Source organism: Vibrio sp. 10N.222.52.B12, assembly GCF_002875385.1.
In the GTDB taxonomy this organism is placed as follows: domain Bacteria; phylum Pseudomonadota; class Gammaproteobacteria; order Enterobacterales; family Vibrionaceae; genus Vibrio; species Vibrio jasicida.
Genome location: NZ_MDAW01000163.1, coordinates 1 through 19,226, shown reverse-complemented (window position 1 = coordinate 19,226; position 19,226 = coordinate 1). Strand labels below are relative to the sequence as shown.

Genomic DNA, 19,226 nt, shown 5'->3' with positions numbered 1-19,226 from the left:
GCATTAGCCCTGAGAAGTTGCAGCAGCAAGCGTAGAAACGCACCAAAATGCCAAAGACTGGTAATCTTTCGCTGCTTGGCTCGTCGGAGAGTAATGCTGAACGGTCGTCAAATTGGCGGCGCATTCAGCCAATGCCGTATCACGGTGCATGAGAATAGGCACTAACGACGCTTGAAGTTCCTTCTTAAACACCAGCATGAAATCTCGACCAATCTCAGTCTCAGGCTGATATTGATTAAGAATGTAACGCAGCTTACCAGACTCGACTAGGTTGCTGATTTGAGACGAGTGTCTAAGCGCCGTTTGTAACGCTGCGTAGTTCATTGCATCAGCGTTAATAACCACAAACACCATGTCCACCGACTCAACAAACGCGTTCATTTCTGGAGTCATGAGGTAAGACATATCACCGTGGAACAACTGCCATTGCTCTGCATCTGTGACTTGCAACGTTGAGCGACCAAGCGCTTGAAGGTATTGATAAGATTGAGCGAACTGACCCTTTTGATCGGCATCCAATTCGCCAAATGGTAGCAACAGAGCGCCTTGCGGGCTTTGATACCCGGCCTCTACCCAAGCATCGCCAGACAACACACGTGCTGCCCAACCGTCTTGCTCTTCATAAGGAAGGCCAAGATGAAGGCGTAACAGATTCTCAGGCACTGCGTCGATAGCTAGAACCTGCTTGTTAATTTTGACTAAAGCTTGAGCCAAGTTTGCGGTTACCGTGGTTGATCCACATCCGCCTCTCAGGCTAACAAAAAGAAGGCGCTTCATATCGCTTCCGTTTCAATACCTGCTTGTTTGTTTTTGATCCCAACGCCACTGTCTTTGGTCGATTGAGATTGAAAAACCAACCATTTACTTTTCACATTGAGATACGACTCGTTTTCTGTCGTCTCAACATATTGATGCTGAGTTAAGTCATATGAAGAGTAGATCGAATTAATGTCTTTTGCTGGCTCTGTCACGACATCTTTCCACGTTATCCACGGATCTGATAAAGCGCTAAGACATTCCTATCTTGCTTAAATTTTTATCAAATACGATGATGAAAATTTGACGCACCTAACCCGTGCATCACATATTTATAGAATGAGAAAAAATGTGAACAACCTAAGTCATTGATCACATGATTATTAAATTCCTATACGATGTTAGGCTTCAGAAACTGAGATTATGAAGATGAGTTGTAATTATCCGTTTACGACATATAAGATAAAACTATAGGCGAACTTTAAATATATTGATTTGCAAATGCCTAATTTTAAACTTATAAACATCAAGGCAGATAATGCTATATCTAATTTTATTTTTGATCAATTTCGTTTAATATCTTCGCGTCATTTTATTGTCACACTGGCATTTTTTTCTGTAACGTTTTACATACAGCACAACGATAAAGACAACCAAGATTGAACATAACCATCTGATTAAAAGGCTATTTTGATGTCATTAATAAACGGTCTGTCCGCAATTACCAGTGATCGAGCAAGTAAATCGGTATACGTCAATTTATTTTCTCACAAACACATGACAATTGAATTCTTAACTAGTGCATCAGACCAAAGTCACAACACTTCGCTTACAAGTTTCACCAATAAAGAAACCTTCCTATCCGGCCTAAATCGCAAAGCATCACAAAAATTCAATGACTTATCTGATAGTTATCTTGATAAGGTCTACTTTGTAAGTAATAAAAACCATAAAAAGAAGTTAAACCCAATTATTCTCGCCAAAGACATTCACAAAATAAATATCATTAAGAACTCTAACTATATTTTGTTTATTCCCGACTCGATTTTATCTCACTGCAGCGACAAAGATGTAGGCATATTCCTAAAAACAATTAATGAATTCGCTCATAAAAAATCGCTCATAATCAATATATGTATCTATGGTCATTTGGCGACATCGATACTTAAGCCTAAGTTGTTGACGAATAATCAATACCTCGCCGGTCTCGCGACGATGAGCGCATTAGATGAAACACGATACAGTTACTTTGTCGACTTTTGGTCCAACAAGCATGGGGTGAAATCAGAAGAAGAATACATCCTATCTTTTGATGATGACGGCCACTTGCTCGCGACACCTTATGAGAAGTTGCAAACGAACGACGTTACAGAAGACAAAGCCGATAGCGAACGACTTTACATTACGAAAGAAGCCTTAGGTGATAGCACAAAAGTTCCGAAAGGAATGCACCTAGCAGAAAATAACCAACAATTATTAGAGATGTTAGACAGCCCAAGAGCATCAACCATGGTTTTCAACTGCTCAAGCCAAAGCGAAGTACAACAGTTGGCATTGGATTGCTACCGACTGCGCACGAAAGCGGGCAGACAACTCAAGCTCGTGATCAGAGAAACACAACAATGTTTACGATATGCGGACGAAAAGTTTCTGCTTCGTGCTGGCGTAAACCTGATTTCACCGGTGCAGGTGCCTCAGATGCGCTTTATGACTCAGGTAGAGGCCATACAAGGACAAATGCTGACGCGTGCGTTACCTCAAAGCCTAGAGGCCTTACTAAAGTACGACGTTAAATTTGGCAGCAAAGGTTACCTGCATAACAGAGACTTCAGTCAATACTGTACGGATGTGATCGCCAGTTCAAGCCGTTCTAACGTCAACTTTGCTCTGATTAAGTTGAATTTGCTGCTGGGAATGAGTCCTGAAGAATGTCTTCGTTTGTGCCACATCCGACGAGATGGTGATGTCGTCACCGCGTGTAACAAAGCACTTTATGTTTTGTTCAGCGCTATTCGTCATAACGACATCGATGTTGCTCTTAATAATATTTTCGAGTTTCCACCTCGAGATCTGTTTCACTCAACGCGCACCTTTGATACCCATTATGACATCGAAGCTGAACTAAAATACATCCTAGAGGATGAAGTCAGCATCTCTGAGGAGGTATCAAGCTTGACCACTGAGAAGCAGATTTTCGCGGTAACTAAAAAGCCGATGAGCGAGGTACCTGCTTTGTTCGCAGTAAAGAAAGCCATCAACATTAAGGAGCAGGAATGAACATTGATGACTTTATGCTCACCGTAGGCATTAGCCTTTGCATCGGATTAATCCTAGGCTACTTTCTGCGTGATGCAGTAAGCGCGATAAAGCGATTCTACGATAGATACTTAAAACGCGCTCAGTACTTTGAGCAAGATCTTTCTGTAAACAAAAACAAGAAGCTTAAGTGATGACTTCACACTCTAAACAGCCTGCTCAGTTCACAATTGGATTGGGTTGGTGGAACATTTATTTTATTGCCAAAGTAGCCCTTTTCCTCCAAGGGACCATCGATTTCCATCCGCTAGAAAACTTTGCGCTCTTGCTCTTTATTCTGTTACCAGTGCCAATCAAAGCATTGAATGTCCTGCGACATGTTATCGCAGTGATCATCGCTGCATGGCTACTGCATTATGACTCTTTCTTACCTCCGCTAGAGCGATTATGGGCTCAGGCGGGTCAGTTGATGCAGTTTGAGTTTAGCTATCTTGTCGAGCTCATGGGACGTTTCATCTCTGTTCAAGCATTGCTTGGGTTGTTTGCTTTGTGCGCAGCGTATTTCATTCTGAGTAAGTTTTTACGTGTTTCTGTATTCGTTGTCATCGCGATGATTTACGTCAGCATTCCAAAAACGCCACAGAGTTCAGTCACCGTTGAGACAACTCAACCTACGCTACCAGCAACTACGGAAGTGGCGGAAACGGCACAACCTCAAGTCACAGAAATCAACGATGAGTCGCTCAACAGTATGACCGCGGATTTCTTTGCGAAAGAAGCGTCACGACGTGTCTCGTTCAGCCCTGATAGTGCACAAGATGCTCCGTTTGATTTGCTGTTCTTGAGCATCTGTTCCGTCGCTTGGGATGACATCGAGATTGCTGGTTTGGCCGATCACCCGTTGTTCAAAGAATTTGATGTCATGTTTGATAACTTCAGCGCGGCAACATCCTACAGCGGACCAGCCGTTGTAAGGCTGCTGAGAGCAAGTTGTGGCCAGCAAGAACACAGTAAATTGTTCGAGCCTGCTCCAAAGCAATGTTACTTGTTCGATAACCTGAAAGATCTCGGCTTCAAAGAAAATCTGTTGATGAACCACAACGGTGTGTTCGATAGCTTCTTAGAACTGATCAAAAAAGATGGCGATCTAAAAACGAACCTGATGTCTCAAGAAGGGTTCAAGCCTTACCAAAAGTCGTTTGATGGCTCCTCGATCTTCCGTGATAAACAGGTGCTTGATGTCTGGTGGCAGCAACGAATCAAAAGCGATGATAAGAAAGTGGTTGTGTTGTATAACACCATTTCATTGCATGATGGTAACCGCATCATCAATGCAAACTCGACAACGTCTATGGTGAGTTACAAGAAACGCCTAAAGAATCTTCTTGATGATCTTTACTCGTTCTTCCAAGAGCTAAAAGCCTCCAAACGTAATATTGTTGTTGCATTAGTGCCAGAACATGGCGCCGGTATGCGAGGTGATAGAATGCAGATCTCTGGTATGCGTGAAATTCCAGCTCCGACCATCGTTCACACACCGGTTGGGATTAAAGTCTTCGGTGAAGGAATTCAACGCCAAGGCAATACGAAGCACGTTAAAGCGCCTTCAAGCTACTTAGCCCTATCACAATTGGTATCGAATATTCTTGAACAAAACATTTATGACAAGGGATCATTCAACCCGAGCAAATTGGCTGGCAACTTACCAGAAACCCGTGTGGTCGCTCAAAACTCTGGCTCAACCGTAATTGAGGTAAATGGTAAGTACTACGTCTCATTAGATGGTACCAGTTGGATTGAATACCCAACTAAATAGCATTCACATGTTAACGGCATGAATTTTTAGCAATAATAAAGGCTGGTGTATTCCGGCCTTTATTCTGCCTGTTATCTATCCAAGCTCTCATTTCTACGATTGTTTAATACGCATAAATAAGTAAGAATGGATTAAACATTATGCACTTAAGGGAATAGCACATGCCAATTGACTCATTGATCACCATCGGTATTTTCGTTGCTCTAGCCGTTATTATTCTTGCCTCTGCGATTAAGACTGTACCTCAAGGGAACAACTGGACAGTTGAACGCTTTGGACGTTATACCCACACACTTAAACCGGGCCTGAACTTAATTATTCCGTTTATTGATAGAATTGGTCAGAAGATCAATATGATGGAACGCGTTCTCGACATTCCAGCTCAAGAGGTTATTTCTAAAGATAATGCGAATGTCGTCATCGACGCAGTCGGCTTTGTTCAAGTTATCGACGCAGCCAAAGCGGCTTATGAAGTCAACGATCTAGAACATGCTATTCGTAACCTCACATTAACCAACATCCGTACCGTACTTGGTTCAATGGAGCTGGACGAAATGCTCAGCCAGCGTGACATGATCAACACCAAGCTTCTCTCTATTGTTGACCAAGCTACTAACCCTTGGGGTGTCAAAGTGACACGTATTGAGATTAAAGACGTTCAGCCACCAGCAGATCTGACTGCGGCAATGAATGCTCAGATGAAAGCAGAACGTAATAAACGTGCAGAGATCTTAGAAGCTGAAGGTGTGCGCCAAGCAGAAATCTTACGAGCAGAAGGTCAAAAACAATCAGAGATCTTAAAAGCGGAAGGTGAAAAGCAGTCTGCGATCTTACACGCAGAAGCCCGCGAACGTGCGGCGCAAGCGGAAGCAAAAGCGACTTACATGGTGTCAGAAGCCATCGCTAAAGGTGACGTTCAAGCGGTGAACTACTTTATTGCTCAAGGCTATACCGACGCATTGAAGAGTATTGGCCAAGCAGAAAATGGGAAAATCATCATGCTACCAATCGAAGCAACTGGTTTAATGGGCTCTGTTGCTGGTATTGCTGAAATGTTCCAACAAAGCAAAGACAAAGGCTAGCCTATGGACTTATTTAGTTTATTAGAAGGCATCACTTTCTGGCATTGGATTGCTTTCGGCCTCGCATTGTTAGCTGTTGAGTTACTCGGCACAGCAGGCTACTTCCTATGGCTTGGCATCTCTGCATTGATCGTAGGTGCGATTTTATCTGTGCTACCAATCGGCTGGCAAATGCAGTGGTTAGCCTTTGCGGCATTCAGCTTGGTGACAACTTGGCTATGGTGGCGAAAACAATGGTCGAAAGATCGCAAGAGCGACAGTGCGCGCGATCTTAACCAAAAACAGAAGCAATTAGTCGGCAGTATCGTGACGTTAGATGAAGACTTCACGGTGGGGATGAACCGCTTACGAGTGGCAGATACTACTTGGTCTGCTGAGTCAGAACACGATTTACCAGCAGGAACTCGAGTCGAAATTATTGCTGTTGATGGCATAATTCTTAAGATAAAACCTATTTCTCGATGATGTTTGTCAAAATAATAGGGTGCTATGCGCCCTATTCTATTCCTAACCCCACTACCTCTTTTATTTCATCTACTTATTTAAATTAATCATGTGAATTAAGTGATAGAAATATTATCAATATCCTCTCTTTTCTACCTATTTTTAAATTTTCAATTTTAATAATTCAAACACATAGCGAAATATAATTACTTTTTCAAAATCTAAATTTATTTTAAAAAATAAAACCTTGTTGAATTTAATTTTGATCTTTCTAGGTCTCCATACATACTTAACGCATAAGCATGTCTATTAAGTGCTTATATTTTTTTAAGGTAAGTAAGAGGAAGTACTATGAAAAATACAATGATGTTGTTCGCTGTGATGTTGTTCTCATCAAGCGTGTTTGCCTATTCAGGCTCAAACGGTAACAGTGCTACAGGGCCTAACGTGCAATGCTATCTACCAAACGGGACTAGCGATTATATGCCAATCGTCTTATGCCAACATCAAAATGGTACGATAAAGAAATAAAATAACTCTAACTTTAAATTGAAAGATAAATTAATTATTCAGCCTAAACTGGAAATTTAATGAGTGAGAGGATTCACCATGAAAAAGATTGCTGCTTTATTTATCGCGTGCTTTATTTTTGCGTCTCCAATTTCTTTAGCACAAAACTCAGCGGGACATGCATTCGGTGCCGGCGTAGATTGCACATTTAGTGATGGTACAGTAAAACACCTACCACGCGAATTATGCACAATGTACGGTGGGACATTTAAATAATTAACATTATCAATGGTTTTAACGAAGTTTATCTATTTTACGGGGATAAACTTCGTTGGCCATTAAATGAAAAAACTTAGAACTTGTAGAAGTCAGAACCGATAAATGCATCCCACCCTCTTTGCCATTCCGCTTTGATCATGACTTCTTGAGGCTGACCTGCACATTGGTCAGTATAACGAGTACCTTGGATACCTTTTTCAAACGCTTTGAAAGGATCACAGTACTCTGCTTTACCTGCTTCATAGCCCGCCTTGTAGGATGCTTCGTCAAAAGAAACACTCTCTTTTAAGTTCGCTAAAACATCGTTGTCGTAGCGGTAGCCATTTGAGCCAAAACGTTCACCTTGCCCATACCAATATTCGGCTGGAGTTTTAGGGGCAGTGCTACAAGCTTGAAGGGAGAATAATACAAATGGAATGATCAGTGCTTTCTTCATGGTTAGCTCCTTGGTCTCTGAGACAAAAAAAGCTGAGCGTATGCTCAGCTTTTTAGACACTATTTAGTATATTCAGTTCGCTTATTTAACAGCGAAAGGAATAGTTAATGCTAGCTTGAAATCTTCCTCATCTTGGAACAAGTTAGAGTAGCCAGTCCAGTTTGGAGCGTTTGTGTCATTGTAGTAGTTAGTGTAGTAGAAGCTGATGTTAGCATCTTTAAGAGCACCTGCTTGGATTGCATAGTTTGCAAACAAGCTGTACGCATACTCACTAAGATCATCGTAGCCTTGAGCTGATGAACCAAAGCCATAAGCACCGCTTAGACCAGCACTAAAGCCTTTACCACCGATGTCTGAGAAATCACGAGACACAGAACCAAATACAGCTAGCTCTTCATCGTGGTTAAAGTCTGAACGGTTGTTCCACCAGATTTCATAAGCACCATTAGAACCACCGTATTGGCTAGTTAGACGGTAAGACATGTTACCAACGTTTGCTGGGTCACCTGAATCTGCGCCAGTGTATGTCGCTTCAGCACGGTATGAGTACTGACCAGAAGAGAAGCTTGTCAAAAGTGCTAACTGGAATGCAGTGCTGTCGTACTGTTCGCTATCGTCAACGATGTATAGTTGAGGAGACCAGTATAGACCGCCGTCTGTTGTACCTTTCACTTTAAAGTGAGCGTTCCAACGGTCACCATCAGATAGACCACCGTATGCTGCATCTAGAGAGATACCGTTGTCTAGAGTGTAACGACCACCTACAGAGTAAAGTGTACCTGCGTCTTCACCCTTAGTTGTTCTGAATTCGTAAGTTTCTTTGAACCACGGTGCTTTGTATTCAGTTGCAACAACCAAACCTAGGTCAAAACCACCGATTTTTCCGCCAACTTCACCACCTAGGTAAGTACCAGGAGCGAATGACCAGTTAACACCTAGAGAGCTAGGTACAGATGGTTGGAAGTAACCAAGTTTCGCAGTAGCAGAGTCACCTAGTTTAAATTTCGCTGCCGCAGTAGCAAATGAAACGCCGTTGTCAGTACAGTCAGTCCATACATCAGAACATGCGCTGTCTTTCGCTTCTTTATCGTATGGGTTGTTTACACCCCAGAAGTTCATTTCGTGGTCTGCACCACCATTTTGCCACATGTCGAATGTGCTGTAGATAACAACATCAAGACCAGCAACACCGCCAACATAGCCAGAGTTGAAGCCTAGATTTGCAAAGATAGAACCGTGGTCTAGGTTCGTTACCTTTTTAGTGTCATTACCATTGGCATCTACGTTACCGCGGTCACGAGCACGCATCCAAAAGTTAAGGTTACCGCTGATAGTCGACTCAGAGAAAAACTCTGAAACTGCGCCTGCATACTCTGGACCTACTGGATCTTCAGCCATTGCTGGAGCAGCAACTACTGCACCCATCATTGCCGCAGTAAGGGCAGATACTTTAAAAAATTTGTCCATGGAAAAAACTCCTAAAAATGGATATAGCTGTATTTTTCTATCTCACCTTAAGTTGGCCGCCGAAGGAGAGAAGTAAATTCCTGAGTGAACCTCAATATTTCTAAATTGGTTCTTTTTAGTTCCTGCATACACACCGTGTATCCACGCTTCTAAGACTAACTTCGCATCTAAAAACATCCAAACGGAACTTATTTTTTTTCTAAAAAAATATGACCAACGCCAAAGTTCCATATAACTTGTTGATCCAGATCTTATTTTTAACACCCAAACTGCGGGGCAATATAAAAAACTTATTTATCAATGACTTAAAAGCTAGCAGGAAACGTCAATTTGAAGTTGATCGCAGAGTTACTGCTAGATACGAGGAAAAATTAAAGGAGAGATCTTGATCACTGAAATGATTTCAATAGGAAAATAGCGCTAATTTTGTCACTTTTTAATTGGCAAGAAAAAGCCCCAAATGACTGTCATTTAGGGCTTTTAGTTATTTTTTTATCTTTTTTGATGGAAGTTATTTCATCAAATTGAGCAAGTCTTGTTCGGTTTTAACCTCAACACCCAACTCTTGAGCTTTCGCTAGCTTAGAGCCAGCATTCTCTCCAGCAAAAAGAATATCGGTTTTCTTTGAAACGCTACCCGTCACTTTTGCACCTAGATTCTGCAGCGCTTCTTTCGCTTCGGAACGTCCCAGCTGAGAAAGCGTGCCCGTCAATACAACAACTTTGCCTTCTAACGGTAACTCAACACCTTGTTGCGGAGCGGCAATCTCAGGCCAATTAATACCTTGATTCAACAAATCCTGTACAACAACCTGGTTTTTCTCTTCACCAAAGAAGGTCGTGATGTGTTTGGCAACAATAACGCCAATATCTTGAACTTCAATTAACTGTTCTTCTGTCGCTGCCTGAATCAAATCCAGTGACCTGAAGTGTTGCGCTAGGTTGGCAGCCGTCGCCTCCCCTACCTCACGAATACCTAGCGAATACAAGAAACGCGGTAATGTTGTCAATTTTGATTTCTCAAGAGCACTAACTACGTTGGTTGCCGATTTAGGGCCCATGCGCTCTAGGACTGTCAACACTCCGGCCGACAACTTAAACAGATCTGCTGGTGTCTCAACCATTTCTCGGTCAACGAGCTGTTCAATCACTTTGTCGCCAAGACCATCAACATCAAGGGCTTTACGAGAAACAAAATGTTTTAGTGCTTCTTTACGTTGTGCTTGGCACACTAATCCACCAGTACAACGTGTTACCGCTTCCCCTTCAATACGTTCAACATGAGAGCCACATACAGGACACGCTTCAGGGAAAATAATTTCTCGCGCAGTTTCAGGACGACGCTCTTTGATCACCGAAACAACTTGTGGGATAACATCACCAGCACGACGAATCACAACTTCATCACCAACCATTACCTCTAAACGTTCAATTTCGTCTGCATTGTGTAGGGTTGCATTACTGACGGTTACACCGCCAACGAAGACAGGCTCAAGCTTCGCAACTGGAGTAATCGCACCGGTACGACCCACTTGGAACTCGACTTCGTTTAACGTTGTAATTTCTTCCTGAGCCGGAAATTTGTATGCGATAGCCCAACGAGGTGCTCGAGCAACAAAGCCCAATCGCTCTTGAATAGCAATGTCATCAGCTTTTATTACGACACCGTCGATTTCATAAGCTAATGCTTCACGACGAGTCAGAATATCTTGATAGTAGGCTTTCACTTCTTCCAAGCTATCGACTCGCTTGGTTTCAGGGCACATTGGCAAACCCCAAGATTTGATTTGAAGGAATCGCTCGTAATGGCTTGATGCTAACGTTGCGCCCTCCACAACACCAACACTGTACGCGTAGAAGCTCAATGGGCGTGAAGCAGTAATGCGCGAATCTAATTGACGCAGGCTTCCCGCAGCTGCATTGCGTGGGTTCACAAACACTTTCTCGCCTTTTTTGCGAGCAGTCTCGTTAAGTTTGTCAAAACCGGCTTTCGGCATGAATACTTCGCCACGAACTTCAAGACGAGCAGGCCAGTCTTTGCCTTGCAACTTAAGTGGAATCGCGCTGATAGTACGTACGTTTTCAGTAATATTTTCACCTGTCGCACCATCACCACGCGTTGCTGCTTGTACAAGTACACCGTTCTCGTACAGCAAGCTTACAGCTAATCCATCTAACTTAGGTTCACAGCAATACTGCTTGATAGTTTGGTCAGGAACACGATCTTGAGCGCGCTTATGAAAGCTATCCAGTTCACCATCGTCGAAAGCATTGTCTAAAGACAGCATTGGAACTTCGTGCGTCACTTGGCTGAACTCAGATAACGGCTGACCACCTACACGCTGGCTTGGAGAATCCACTGTAACAAGATCTGGGTGTTCGGCTTCAATATCCATAAGCTCGCGCATCATACGATCGTATTCTGCATCTGGAATCTCAGGGTTATCTTCCACGTAGTAACGAACAGCGTGGTAATGCAACGATTCTTTGAGTTCTTCTAGTCGCTGAAGTACTGGTTCAGACATATTAAAGCCCCGTGTGTATTCAATAAATGAGGTTGAGAATTCTATGAAAAAGGGCTCCTAACGGAGCCCTCTCTTTATTTGGTGTTAAGATTATGCGCTAGCGGCAGTAAACTCAACTATTTGACGACGATAAGATGCCAATCGGTCCGGCGTCATTAGGTTTCGTTGGTCATCAAGGACATTACCACCCATATCGTCTGCAATTTGTTGTGCAATACGCAGCATTAGGTTGAAGTTTTGATCTGCTTCACCGTAGCAAGGTAATGTCATAAAGAACGAGATACCTTTGGTAGAGAATTCGGCAGGGTCACCATGTTCTAATGTGCCCGGTTGCATCATGTTGGCGACACTAAAGAGCACTTTACCGTTACCAGACAAATCAACATGACGATGGAAGATATTCATCTCACCGTAAATCAATCCATTTTGCTGCATGCTATCGAACAACTTAGTACCGATGAACGGCTCATCGCCAGCGCAGTGAACGTTCAACACAATGACTTGCATTTCAGGTTCTGGTTTTGGCTCTTCAGGTTGCTCTACAACAACTGGTGCAACATCGATTTCTGGTTCGACAACTTCAGGTGTTTCGAACACTGGCTCGATAATCTCTTCTTCGAACGTCGCTTGAACAGGCTCAACAATTTCTGGCTCAGGCTCTTGTTCCGCTTTAGTTGCAACAAAAGCAGGGATCTCAGGTTCTTCTTTATGCTCTTTCTCTTTTACATCAAGAACATCATCAATCAGAGGGTCTGAGGCGAACTTGTTGTCAAACGAGCTTTCCATCCCAAAGTCTGGCTCTTTGCGATCTTTACGGATAATCTCGAAATCATCTTCTGGAGCAGGAGCAAAATCTCGCTCTTGTTCTTGAGGTTCTTTTTCTTCTTGGTCAACATCCAACTTACCAAGTGGTTTGTTACCAAACTTCGCTTTGCCTTCTTTTTTGCTTGTCCATAGGCCATGAAAAAGCAATGCGGCGATGGCTAATGCGCCAACAACAATGAGTACGAATCGCAATTCCTGCATTATTTACTCTCAATCTACCTGTTCTTACTACTCGCACATCCTTGAGCAGTAACCCAAGTGCAATAAATCTGAATGATGCGTTTACTTTACCAAAACTATATGCAGGTTTAGAACAACTTAATGCAAGAAGTTCCGTTTTTTGTTGTGATTCTTGCCACGATTCCACTTTACAAGACCTCATTTGTTAGGGCATTGAAAGAAAAGTATCGACAGGTACAATGAGTTTTCACTCACAAGAAATAAAATAGATATGAAGTCGAACATTCAACAAAGAACCGGTTTTGGTTATTTCCTATACGGAATTCAATTGGCGCTCTCTCCAGAGATCAGACGTTTTGTCGTTCTCCCTCTGCTGGCGAATATATTGCTAGTTGGTGGTGCTATCTTCTATCTTTTCTCTCACTTAGACGCTTGGATTGAAGGCTGGATTGGGCAACTCCCTGAGTTTCTGTCTTGGTTGACTTACCTCTTGTGGCCAATGCTCGTCCTAACGATTCTCGCCACCTTTTCATATTTTTTCAGCACCTTAGCGAACTTTATCGCCGCACCATTCAACGGATTGCTTGCTGAAAAAGTAGAAGAGTCGCTGACTGGTCAGAAAGTCAATGACGATGGGTTTGCAGCATTGGTCAAAGATGTACCTCGTGTTATGGCTCGTGAATGGCGAAAACTGCTGTATGTATTGCCAAAAGCGATTGGTTTATTCCTGTTGTTGTTGATTCCTGCTCTGGGTCAAACGGTTGGACCTTTCTTATGGTTCTTCTTCACAGCCTGGATGTTGGCGATCCAATACTGCGACTATCCATTTGATAACCATAAAGTGCCGTTCAATGACATGCGTTACAAATTGAAACAAAAGCAAGGTAAAGCTTATGGGTTTGGTGTTTTGGTTTCCGTATTTACCACCATTCCAATTCTCAACCTCATTGTTATGCCTGTTGCTGTATGTGGTGCAACTGCAATGTGGGTAACTGAGTTTAAACACCAGCAATAGCGCAGTTTTGAATCAATCAGAGGAGGCCGAATAAGCCTCCTCTGTTATTTTGTTCAATTCTCGACCAACCTCATAAGATATAACTTTTTAATCCTTTTCCCTTTTTTTCATACCGCATATTCTTCTAATCATATTCACAAATCGTGTAATGAAGGAACATCACTATGAGCAAGATCTACGAAGATAACTCTCTTACTATTGGTAACACGCCTCTTGTTCGCTTGAATAAAGTGAGCAAAGGTAAAGTTTTGGCGAAAATCGAAGCGCGTAACCCAAGCTTCAGCGTTAAGTGCCGTATTGGTGCCAACATGATTTGGGAAGCTGAAAAAGCAGGCACGCTCAAGCCAGGCGTTGAGCTAGTAGAGCCAACCAGTGGTAACACAGGGGTTGCGCTTGCATTCGTAGCAGCAGCTCGCGGTTACAAGCTAACACTGACGATGCCTGAATCAATGAGCCTTGAGCGTCGTAAACTGCTAAAAGCGCTAGGTGCAAACCTAGAACTAACAGAAGCAGCAAAAGGCATGAAAGGCGCGATTGCGAAAGCCGAAGAAATCGTAGCAAGCAACCCAGATAAATACCTACTTCTACAACAGTTCAACAACCCTGCAAACCCAGAGATTCATGAGAAGACAACGGGTCCTGAAATTTGGGAAGCAACAGACGGTGAAATCGACGTATTCGTAGCAGGTGTTGGTACGGGCGGTACTATCACTGGTACAAGCCGTTACATCAAAGGTGAAAAAGGCAAAGCAATCACTTCTGTCGCTGTTGAGCCAGCAGAATCACCGGTTATCGCACAAGCACTAGCAGGTGAAGAAATCCAACCAGCACCACACAAAATCCAAGGTATTGGCGCTGGTTTCATCCCAGGCAACCTAGATTTAGAGCTTTTGGACCGTGTTGAGCAAGTGACTTCTGAAGAGGCAATTGAGATGGCTCAGCGCCTTATGGAAGAGGAAGGCATTCTGGCTGGCATCTCATCGGGTGCAGCAGTAGTGGCAGCAAACCGCCTTGCGGAACTTCCTGAATTTGAAGGAAAAACAATTGTAACTGTACTTCCAAGCTCAGGTGAACGCTACCTAAGTACAGCACTATTTGCCGGTATCTTTACTGAGAAAGAGAACCAACAGTAATATGTGGTCAAATCAATTTTTCGTTTAAAAAAGCCCCGGTCAGGGGCTTTTTTGTTGATCCCTGCCCCACCTTTGGTAATATCAGGGTGTTTTATTTTTAGGTTCAAAATAAAGAATCTAAACCAAAAAGTTTTCTAAGTAATTGTGCACGCAAACAGTTGCGTAATTACCAAACTTTTGACTAGTATCAGTTCTGACACGCTTTGAACTCTCCCGTGCTAGCGCACATGAAGTAAAGCAGTTAAGCTAAAACTCAGTCACAAACTAACAAAAAAATACATTTATTGGGGTATATCACATGTACGAGAAGCAAGTAGAAATCACAGCAGAAAACGGTCTTCACACTCGTCCAGCTGCACAGTTCGTTAAAGAAGCTAAAGCATTCGACGCGGACATCACTGTGACTTCTAACGGTAAAAGCGCTAGCGCTAAGAGCCTATTCAAGCTGCAAACACTAGGCCTAGTAAAAGGTACTCTAGTAACTATCTCTGCTGAAGGCCCACAAGCTCAGCAAGCAGTAGACCACCTAGTTGCTCTAATGGACCAACTACACTAATTCGGTCTCCTATTTCAGAAGCCATTTTGTGAAAGCAAAATGGCTTCGTTGGAAATAGGCTCAAAACTAAGCTAATACTATTCGTTAGCGCACCCATTATTCTCCCGTTTTATAAAGTTGACCAACTTAAGGTAAGGCTATGATTTCAGGCATCCTAGCATCTCCTGGTATTGCAATCGGTAAAGCACTACTACTTCAAGAAGATGAAATTGTCCTAAACACAAACACTATTTCTGATGATCAAGTAGAAGCAGAAGTTGCACGTTTCTTTGACGCTCGTAACAAATCTTCTGCTCAACTAGAAACTATCAAGCAAAAAGCGCTTGAAACGTTTGGCGAAGAAAAAGAAGCGATCTTTGAAGGTCACATCATGCTTCTTGAAGACGAAGAGCTAGAAGAAGAAATCCTAGCACTTATCAAAAACGACAAAATGTCTGCGGACCACGCTATTCATTCAGTTATCGAAGAGCAAGCATGTGCTCTTGAGTCACTAGACGACGAATACCTGAAAGAACGTGCAACTGATATCCGTGACATCGGTTCTCGTTTCGTTAAGAACGCTCTAGGCATCAACATTGTTTCGCTAAGCGACATCAATGAAGAAGTTATCCTAGTGGCTTACGACCTAACGCCATCTGAAACGGCACAAATCAACCTAGACTACGTTCTTGGTTTTGCTTGTGACATCGGCGGTCGTACTTCTCACACTTCAATCATGGCTCGTTCACTAGAACTTCCAGCGATCGTTGGTACTAACGACATCACTAAGCAAGTTAAGAACGGCGACATGCTGATTCTTGATGCGATGAACAACAAAGTCGTTATCAACCCATCTGAAGCTGAACTAGAAGACGCGAAAGCAGTTAAAGCGGCATTCATCGCTGAGAAAGAAGAACTAGCGAAGCTAAAAGATCTACACGCAGAAACGACTGACGGTCACCGCGTAGAAGTTTGCGGTAACATCGGTACAGTTAAAGACTGTGACGGTATCATCCGTAACGGTGGTGAAGGCGTTGGTCTGTACCGTACTGAATTCCTGTTCATGGACCGTGATGCACTTCCTACTGAAGAAGAACAATACCAAGCTTACAAAGAAGTTGCGGAAGCAATGAACGGTGAGTCTGTGATCATCCGTACAATGGACATCGGCGGCGACAAAGATCTTCCATACATGGATCTACCAAAAGAGATGAACCCGTTCCTAGGCTGGCGTGCAGTACGTATCAGCTTGGATCGTCGTGAAATCCTACGTGACCAGCTACGCGGTATCCTACGTGCATCTGCACACGGCAAGCTACGTATCATGTTCCCAATGATCATCTCTGTTGAAGAAATCCGTGAGCTTAAGAAAGCAATCGAAGAGTACAAAGCGGAACTTCGTGCGGAAGGTCATGCATTCGACGAAAGCATCGAAATCGGTGTAATGGTTGAGACTCCAGCTGCAGCAGCTATCGCGCACCACCTAGCGAAGGAAGTTGCTTTCTTCTCTATCGGTACAAACGACCTAACTCAGTACACACTAGCGGTTGACCGTGGTAACGAGATGATTTCTCATCTTTACAACCCACTATCACCAGCGGTACTTACTGTGATTAAGCAAGTTATCGACGCTTCTCACGCTGAAGGTAAATGGACTGGTATGTGTGGTGAGCTTGCAGGTGATGAGCGTGCAACACTTCTACTTCTAGGTATGGGTCTAGACGAGTTCTCTATGAGTGGCATCTCTATCCCTAAAGTGAAGAAAGTTATCCGTAACTCTAACTTCGCAGAAGTGAAAGCAATGGCTGAAGAAGCACTTTCTCTACCAACAGCAGCAGAAATCGAAGCTGTTGTAGAAAAGTTCATTGCAGAGAAAACTCAATAATCAACTAATTCCAATGGGATAGGCGGTTAAAAAAAGTCGTCTATCTCGTAAGATTGGTATACTATAATTCGACAGAATTAAATAAAACGTTAGGAGCATGACACAATGGGTCTGTTTGACAAACTTAAGAAGCTAGTATCTGACGACAGCGCTGACGCAGGTGCAATCGAAATCATCGCACCACTTTCTGGTGAGATCGTGAACATCGAAGATGTGCCAGATGTTGTTTTCGCTGAGAAAATCGTTGGTGACGGTATTGCTATCAAGCCTGCTGGTAACAAAATGGTAGCTCCTGTAAACGGTACTATCGGTAAGATCTTCGAAACAAACCACGCATTCTCTATCGAGTCTGACGACGGTGTTGAGCTTTTCGTTCACTTCGGTATCGATACTGTTGAACTAAAAGGCGAAGGCTTCAAGCGCATCGCTGAAGAAGGTCAAACTGTTAAAGCTGGCGACACTGTAATTGAATTCGATCTTGCTCTTCTAGAAGAGAAAGCGAAATCAACGCTAACTCCAGTTGTTATCTCTAACATGGACGAAATCAAAGAGCTGAACAAGCTTTCTGGTTCTGTAACTGTTGGTGAAACTCCAGTTCTACGTGTAACTAAGTAATTTTTTACCTAGCCTAACACGAAAAAAACGCTGCCATTGGCAGCGTTTTTTATTACCTGAAGCTTTTGTTTCCAAACAACTTTCATCGCTAAAACTGGTTTAACTGAGCAACCCAAGTGCCGAGCTTGGTTTCTGCTTCGCCTGAGCCAACAATGCAGTTGTTGCATCTTGCAGTACTTTCGAACGCACCATCTCCGTCGACTCACGAGCAAAGTCCGTATCTCGTATCCGTCCTTTGGATTCCGTCACGCTATGGTTCACCGTATTCAGGTTATCCATGGTGCCACTGACACGGTTTTGAAAGCCACCTATTTCACTTCTGTGTGAATCAACATACTTAATAGCGGCATCAATCACCCCAATCGAAAGCTGTGCCCCACCAACTGTCGACATATCGATATCATCCATAGTAACGAGCTCACCGGAACTTACATCAAGCCCATTCGCTAAACGCCCCTTCAGCTCTACACCTTCTGGTGCATTCAAGGTTGAAGCAAAGAATTGCAGTTCATGGTTTTCTGTTACTGAGGCACTTACTATCGATTGCTGAGCATTGATATAAGTCGCTACTTGTTCAACGCGGTCACCCAATTTGAATTCGATAGATTCCGTCTGGTGTCGCCCTTCTTTATCAAGATATTCAAATGATATGCTTTGATTGTCACTCGTAACTCGCCAATCTTTATCAACGGCATCACCAATATAATGTTGGCCGCCCATCTCTGGGATATGGCTGCGCATATTTTTCAGCGTCAAAGAGATTGAGTTGGCATTCGCGCCGATATGAAAGCTTTGAGAACCATAAGATCCATCAAATAGGTTCTTATCTGCAAATGTCGTCGTGATCGCGACACGATCAAGCTCATCTTGCAGCGCTACGACCTCGTATTGAATACTTTGCCGATCACTTGAATCATTACTGCCGTTCGCAGCTTGAAGCCCCAGAGAACGTAAGCGTTGCAATATATCACTACTCTCATGCAAAGCCCCTTCCGCAGTTTGTGCCACCGAATACGCGTCGTGCGCATTTCTTAAGGCAACATCAAGCCCTCTTGTTTGGACATTAAGAGTATTGGAAATTTGCAAACCAGCAGCATCATCACTGGCTGAGTTAATCCGATAACCTGAAGTGAGATTTCGCTGTGACTCTATGTTTTGCTCAGCCGCATGACTGAGGTGTCGCTGCGTCATCATCGCAGTGACATTGGTATTTAAAGAGACCATCTAATCGATACGAACTCCTTGTCACCTGTCCTATTCGGTGTACCTAATGCGTGATTTGAATAAGCAAAAAGCCAGGGGTGAGCCTGGCTTTTGTATCGCGTCGTATTAGGTTGATTAACCTAGTAGGCTTAGCGCTGAGTTTGGCGCTTGTTTCGCTTGCGCAAGAATTGAGCTTGACGCTTGCGATAGAATTTGTGATTTGGTCATTTGAGTCGTTTCTTTCGCGAAGTCGGTATCTTTGATA

Annotated in this window: 20 protein-coding genes; 12 read left to right on the top strand and 8 right to left on the bottom strand. The window is 43.2% G+C overall.

The features are described from left to right. Window positions 1-3 precede the first annotated feature (3 nt). A complete protein-coding gene (gene bcsQ / locus BCT11_RS25680) occupies window positions 4-777 on the bottom strand; it encodes a cellulose biosynthesis protein BcsQ (RefSeq protein WP_102389603.1) in 774 nt (257 codons plus the stop codon). Next, window positions 774-971 carry a hypothetical protein gene (locus tag BCT11_RS25675; RefSeq protein ID WP_038865736.1) on the bottom strand — a complete coding sequence of 66 codons (198 nt, stop codon included), beginning with the start codon at window positions 969-971 and terminating at the stop codon, window positions 774-776. Before BCT11_RS25675 ends, bcsQ begins: the two co-directional genes overlap by 4 nt. A gap of 478 nt (window positions 972-1,449) precedes the next feature. Here BCT11_RS25675 and bcsE point away from each other — a divergent pair, with 478 nt between their 5' ends. The 7 genes from bcsE to BCT11_RS28175 all read left to right on the top strand — a co-directional run bounded on the left by bcsE (window position 1,450) and on the right by BCT11_RS28175 (window position 7,140). Further along, window positions 1,450-3,033: a cellulose biosynthesis protein BcsE gene (gene bcsE, locus BCT11_RS25670; protein ID WP_102389601.1), complete on the top strand. Its 1,584-nt coding sequence runs from the start codon at window positions 1,450-1,452 to the stop codon at window positions 3,031-3,033. Then, the gene (locus tag BCT11_RS28180; protein WP_173652484.1) at window positions 3,030-3,206 is read left to right on the top strand and encodes a hypothetical protein; all 177 of its coding nucleotides are present in this window, start codon (window positions 3,030-3,032) and stop codon (window positions 3,204-3,206) included. Before bcsE ends, BCT11_RS28180 begins: the two co-directional genes overlap by 4 nt. Continuing rightward, window positions 3,206-4,828 (top strand): cellulose biosynthesis protein BcsG, encoded by a 1,623-nt coding sequence (gene bcsG / locus BCT11_RS25665; RefSeq protein ID WP_102389599.1) that lies wholly within the window; start codon window positions 3,206-3,208, stop codon window positions 4,826-4,828. The genes BCT11_RS28180 and bcsG overlap by 1 nt, the downstream gene beginning before the upstream one ends. Before the next feature lie 161 nt (window positions 4,829-4,989). Next, window positions 4,990-5,910, top strand: a complete 921-nt coding sequence (locus tag BCT11_RS25660; protein ID WP_038865742.1) for an SPFH domain-containing protein — start codon at window positions 4,990-4,992, stop codon at window positions 5,908-5,910. Between the two features lie 3 nt (window positions 5,911-5,913). After that, window positions 5,914-6,375 (top strand): NfeD family protein, encoded by a 462-nt coding sequence (locus BCT11_RS25655; protein WP_038865743.1) that lies wholly within the window; start codon window positions 5,914-5,916, stop codon window positions 6,373-6,375. A 330-nt stretch (window positions 6,376-6,705) separates the two neighbouring features. Beyond that, the gene (locus BCT11_RS25650) at window positions 6,706-6,885 is read left to right on the top strand and encodes a hypothetical protein (RefSeq protein WP_102389597.1); all 180 of its coding nucleotides are present in this window, start codon (window positions 6,706-6,708) and stop codon (window positions 6,883-6,885) included. Between the two features lie 78 nt (window positions 6,886-6,963). Continuing rightward, window positions 6,964-7,140, top strand: coding sequence for a hypothetical protein (locus BCT11_RS28175; RefSeq protein WP_020197694.1), 177 nt, complete (start codon window positions 6,964-6,966; stop codon window positions 7,138-7,140). A 76-nt stretch (window positions 7,141-7,216) separates the two neighbouring features. Here the strand turns inward: BCT11_RS28175 and BCT11_RS25645 are convergent, their stop codons facing one another. The 4 genes from BCT11_RS25645 to zipA form a co-directional block, all read right to left on the bottom strand. Then, window positions 7,217-7,579: a DUF2799 domain-containing protein gene (locus BCT11_RS25645; protein WP_038893239.1), complete on the bottom strand. Its 363-nt coding sequence runs from the start codon at window positions 7,577-7,579 to the stop codon at window positions 7,217-7,219. An 81-nt stretch (window positions 7,580-7,660) separates the two neighbouring features. Beyond that, the gene (locus BCT11_RS25640; RefSeq protein ID WP_102389595.1) at window positions 7,661-9,046 is read right to left on the bottom strand and encodes a multidrug transporter; all 1,386 of its coding nucleotides are present in this window, start codon (window positions 9,044-9,046) and stop codon (window positions 7,661-7,663) included. A 511-nt stretch (window positions 9,047-9,557) separates the two neighbouring features. Beyond that, a complete protein-coding gene (ligA, locus tag BCT11_RS25630) occupies window positions 9,558-11,570 on the bottom strand; it encodes an NAD-dependent DNA ligase LigA (protein ID WP_102389592.1) in 2,013 nt (670 codons plus the stop codon). A 90-nt stretch (window positions 11,571-11,660) separates the two neighbouring features. Further along, a complete protein-coding gene (zipA, locus tag BCT11_RS25625; protein ID WP_102389590.1) occupies window positions 11,661-12,596 on the bottom strand; it encodes a cell division protein ZipA in 936 nt (311 codons plus the stop codon). 250 nt (window positions 12,597-12,846) lie between these two features. Here zipA and cysZ point away from each other — a divergent pair, with 250 nt between their 5' ends. The 5 genes from cysZ (at window position 12,847) to crr (ending at window position 17,758) form a co-directional block, all read left to right on the top strand. After that, entirely contained in the window at window positions 12,847-13,590 is a 744-nt protein-coding gene (gene cysZ / locus BCT11_RS25620) for a sulfate transporter CysZ (protein ID WP_102389589.1), read from the top strand. A gap of 164 nt (window positions 13,591-13,754) precedes the next feature. Then, window positions 13,755-14,723, top strand: a complete 969-nt coding sequence (gene cysK / locus BCT11_RS25615) for a cysteine synthase A (RefSeq protein ID WP_038865751.1) — start codon at window positions 13,755-13,757, stop codon at window positions 14,721-14,723. 298 nt (window positions 14,724-15,021) lie between these two features. Continuing rightward, the gene (locus BCT11_RS25605; protein WP_005436894.1) at window positions 15,022-15,279 is read left to right on the top strand and encodes an HPr family phosphocarrier protein; all 258 of its coding nucleotides are present in this window, start codon (window positions 15,022-15,024) and stop codon (window positions 15,277-15,279) included. 139 nt (window positions 15,280-15,418) lie between these two features. Next, entirely contained in the window at window positions 15,419-17,143 is a 1,725-nt protein-coding gene (gene ptsI, locus BCT11_RS25600; RefSeq protein ID WP_038877525.1) for a phosphoenolpyruvate-protein phosphotransferase PtsI, read from the top strand. 105 nt (window positions 17,144-17,248) lie between these two features. Further along, on the top strand, window positions 17,249-17,758 hold the full coding sequence (crr, locus tag BCT11_RS25595; protein ID WP_005425608.1) for a PTS glucose transporter subunit IIA: 510 nt from the start codon (window positions 17,249-17,251) through the stop codon (window positions 17,756-17,758). 99 nt (window positions 17,759-17,857) lie between these two features. Here the strand turns inward: crr and BCT11_RS25590 are convergent, their stop codons facing one another. Beyond that, window positions 17,858-18,982, bottom strand: a complete 1,125-nt coding sequence (locus tag BCT11_RS25590) for a flagellin (RefSeq protein ID WP_042604264.1) — start codon at window positions 18,980-18,982, stop codon at window positions 17,858-17,860. A 114-nt stretch (window positions 18,983-19,096) separates the two neighbouring features. Next, window positions 19,097-19,226: flagellin (locus tag BCT11_RS25585; RefSeq protein WP_277868756.1), on the bottom strand; the 130-nt coding region annotated here is incomplete at its 5' end.

Coding starts and splice junctions, on each gene's coding strand:
- bcsE (WP_102389601.1), top strand. CDS start 1,450: ATGTCATTAATAAACGGTCTGTCCGCAATTACCAGTGATCGAGCAAGT.
- crr (WP_005425608.1), top strand. CDS start 17,249: ATGGGTCTGTTTGACAAACTTAAGAAGCTAGTATCTGACGACAGCGCT.
- BCT11_RS25660 (WP_038865742.1), top strand. CDS start 4,990: ATGCCAATTGACTCATTGATCACCATCGGTATTTTCGTTGCTCTAGCC.
- ligA (WP_102389592.1), bottom strand. CDS start 11,570: ATGTCTGAACCAGTACTTCAGCGACTAGAAGAACTCAAAGAATCGTTG.
- cysZ (WP_102389589.1), top strand. CDS start 12,847: ATGAAGTCGAACATTCAACAAAGAACCGGTTTTGGTTATTTCCTATAC.
- BCT11_RS28175 (WP_020197694.1), top strand. CDS start 6,964: ATGAAAAAGATTGCTGCTTTATTTATCGCGTGCTTTATTTTTGCGTCT.
- ptsI (WP_038877525.1), top strand. CDS start 15,419: ATGATTTCAGGCATCCTAGCATCTCCTGGTATTGCAATCGGTAAAGCA.
- BCT11_RS28180 (WP_173652484.1), top strand. CDS start 3,030: ATGAACATTGATGACTTTATGCTCACCGTAGGCATTAGCCTTTGCATC.
- BCT11_RS25590 (WP_042604264.1), bottom strand. CDS start 18,982: ATGGTCTCTTTAAATACCAATGTCACTGCGATGATGACGCAGCGACAC.
- BCT11_RS25605 (WP_005436894.1), top strand. CDS start 15,022: ATGTACGAGAAGCAAGTAGAAATCACAGCAGAAAACGGTCTTCACACT.
- bcsQ (WP_102389603.1), bottom strand. CDS start 777: ATGAAGCGCCTTCTTTTTGTTAGCCTGAGAGGCGGATGTGGATCAACC.
- zipA (WP_102389590.1), bottom strand. CDS start 12,596: ATGCAGGAATTGCGATTCGTACTCATTGTTGTTGGCGCATTAGCCATC.
- BCT11_RS25640 (WP_102389595.1), bottom strand. CDS start 9,046: ATGGACAAATTTTTTAAAGTATCTGCCCTTACTGCGGCAATGATGGGT.
- BCT11_RS25655 (WP_038865743.1), top strand. CDS start 5,914: ATGGACTTATTTAGTTTATTAGAAGGCATCACTTTCTGGCATTGGATT.
- cysK (WP_038865751.1), top strand. CDS start 13,755: ATGAGCAAGATCTACGAAGATAACTCTCTTACTATTGGTAACACGCCT.
- bcsG (WP_102389599.1), top strand. CDS start 3,206: ATGACTTCACACTCTAAACAGCCTGCTCAGTTCACAATTGGATTGGGT.
- BCT11_RS25650 (WP_102389597.1), top strand. CDS start 6,706: ATGAAAAATACAATGATGTTGTTCGCTGTGATGTTGTTCTCATCAAGC.
- BCT11_RS25645 (WP_038893239.1), bottom strand. CDS start 7,579: ATGAAGAAAGCACTGATCATTCCATTTGTATTATTCTCCCTTCAAGCT.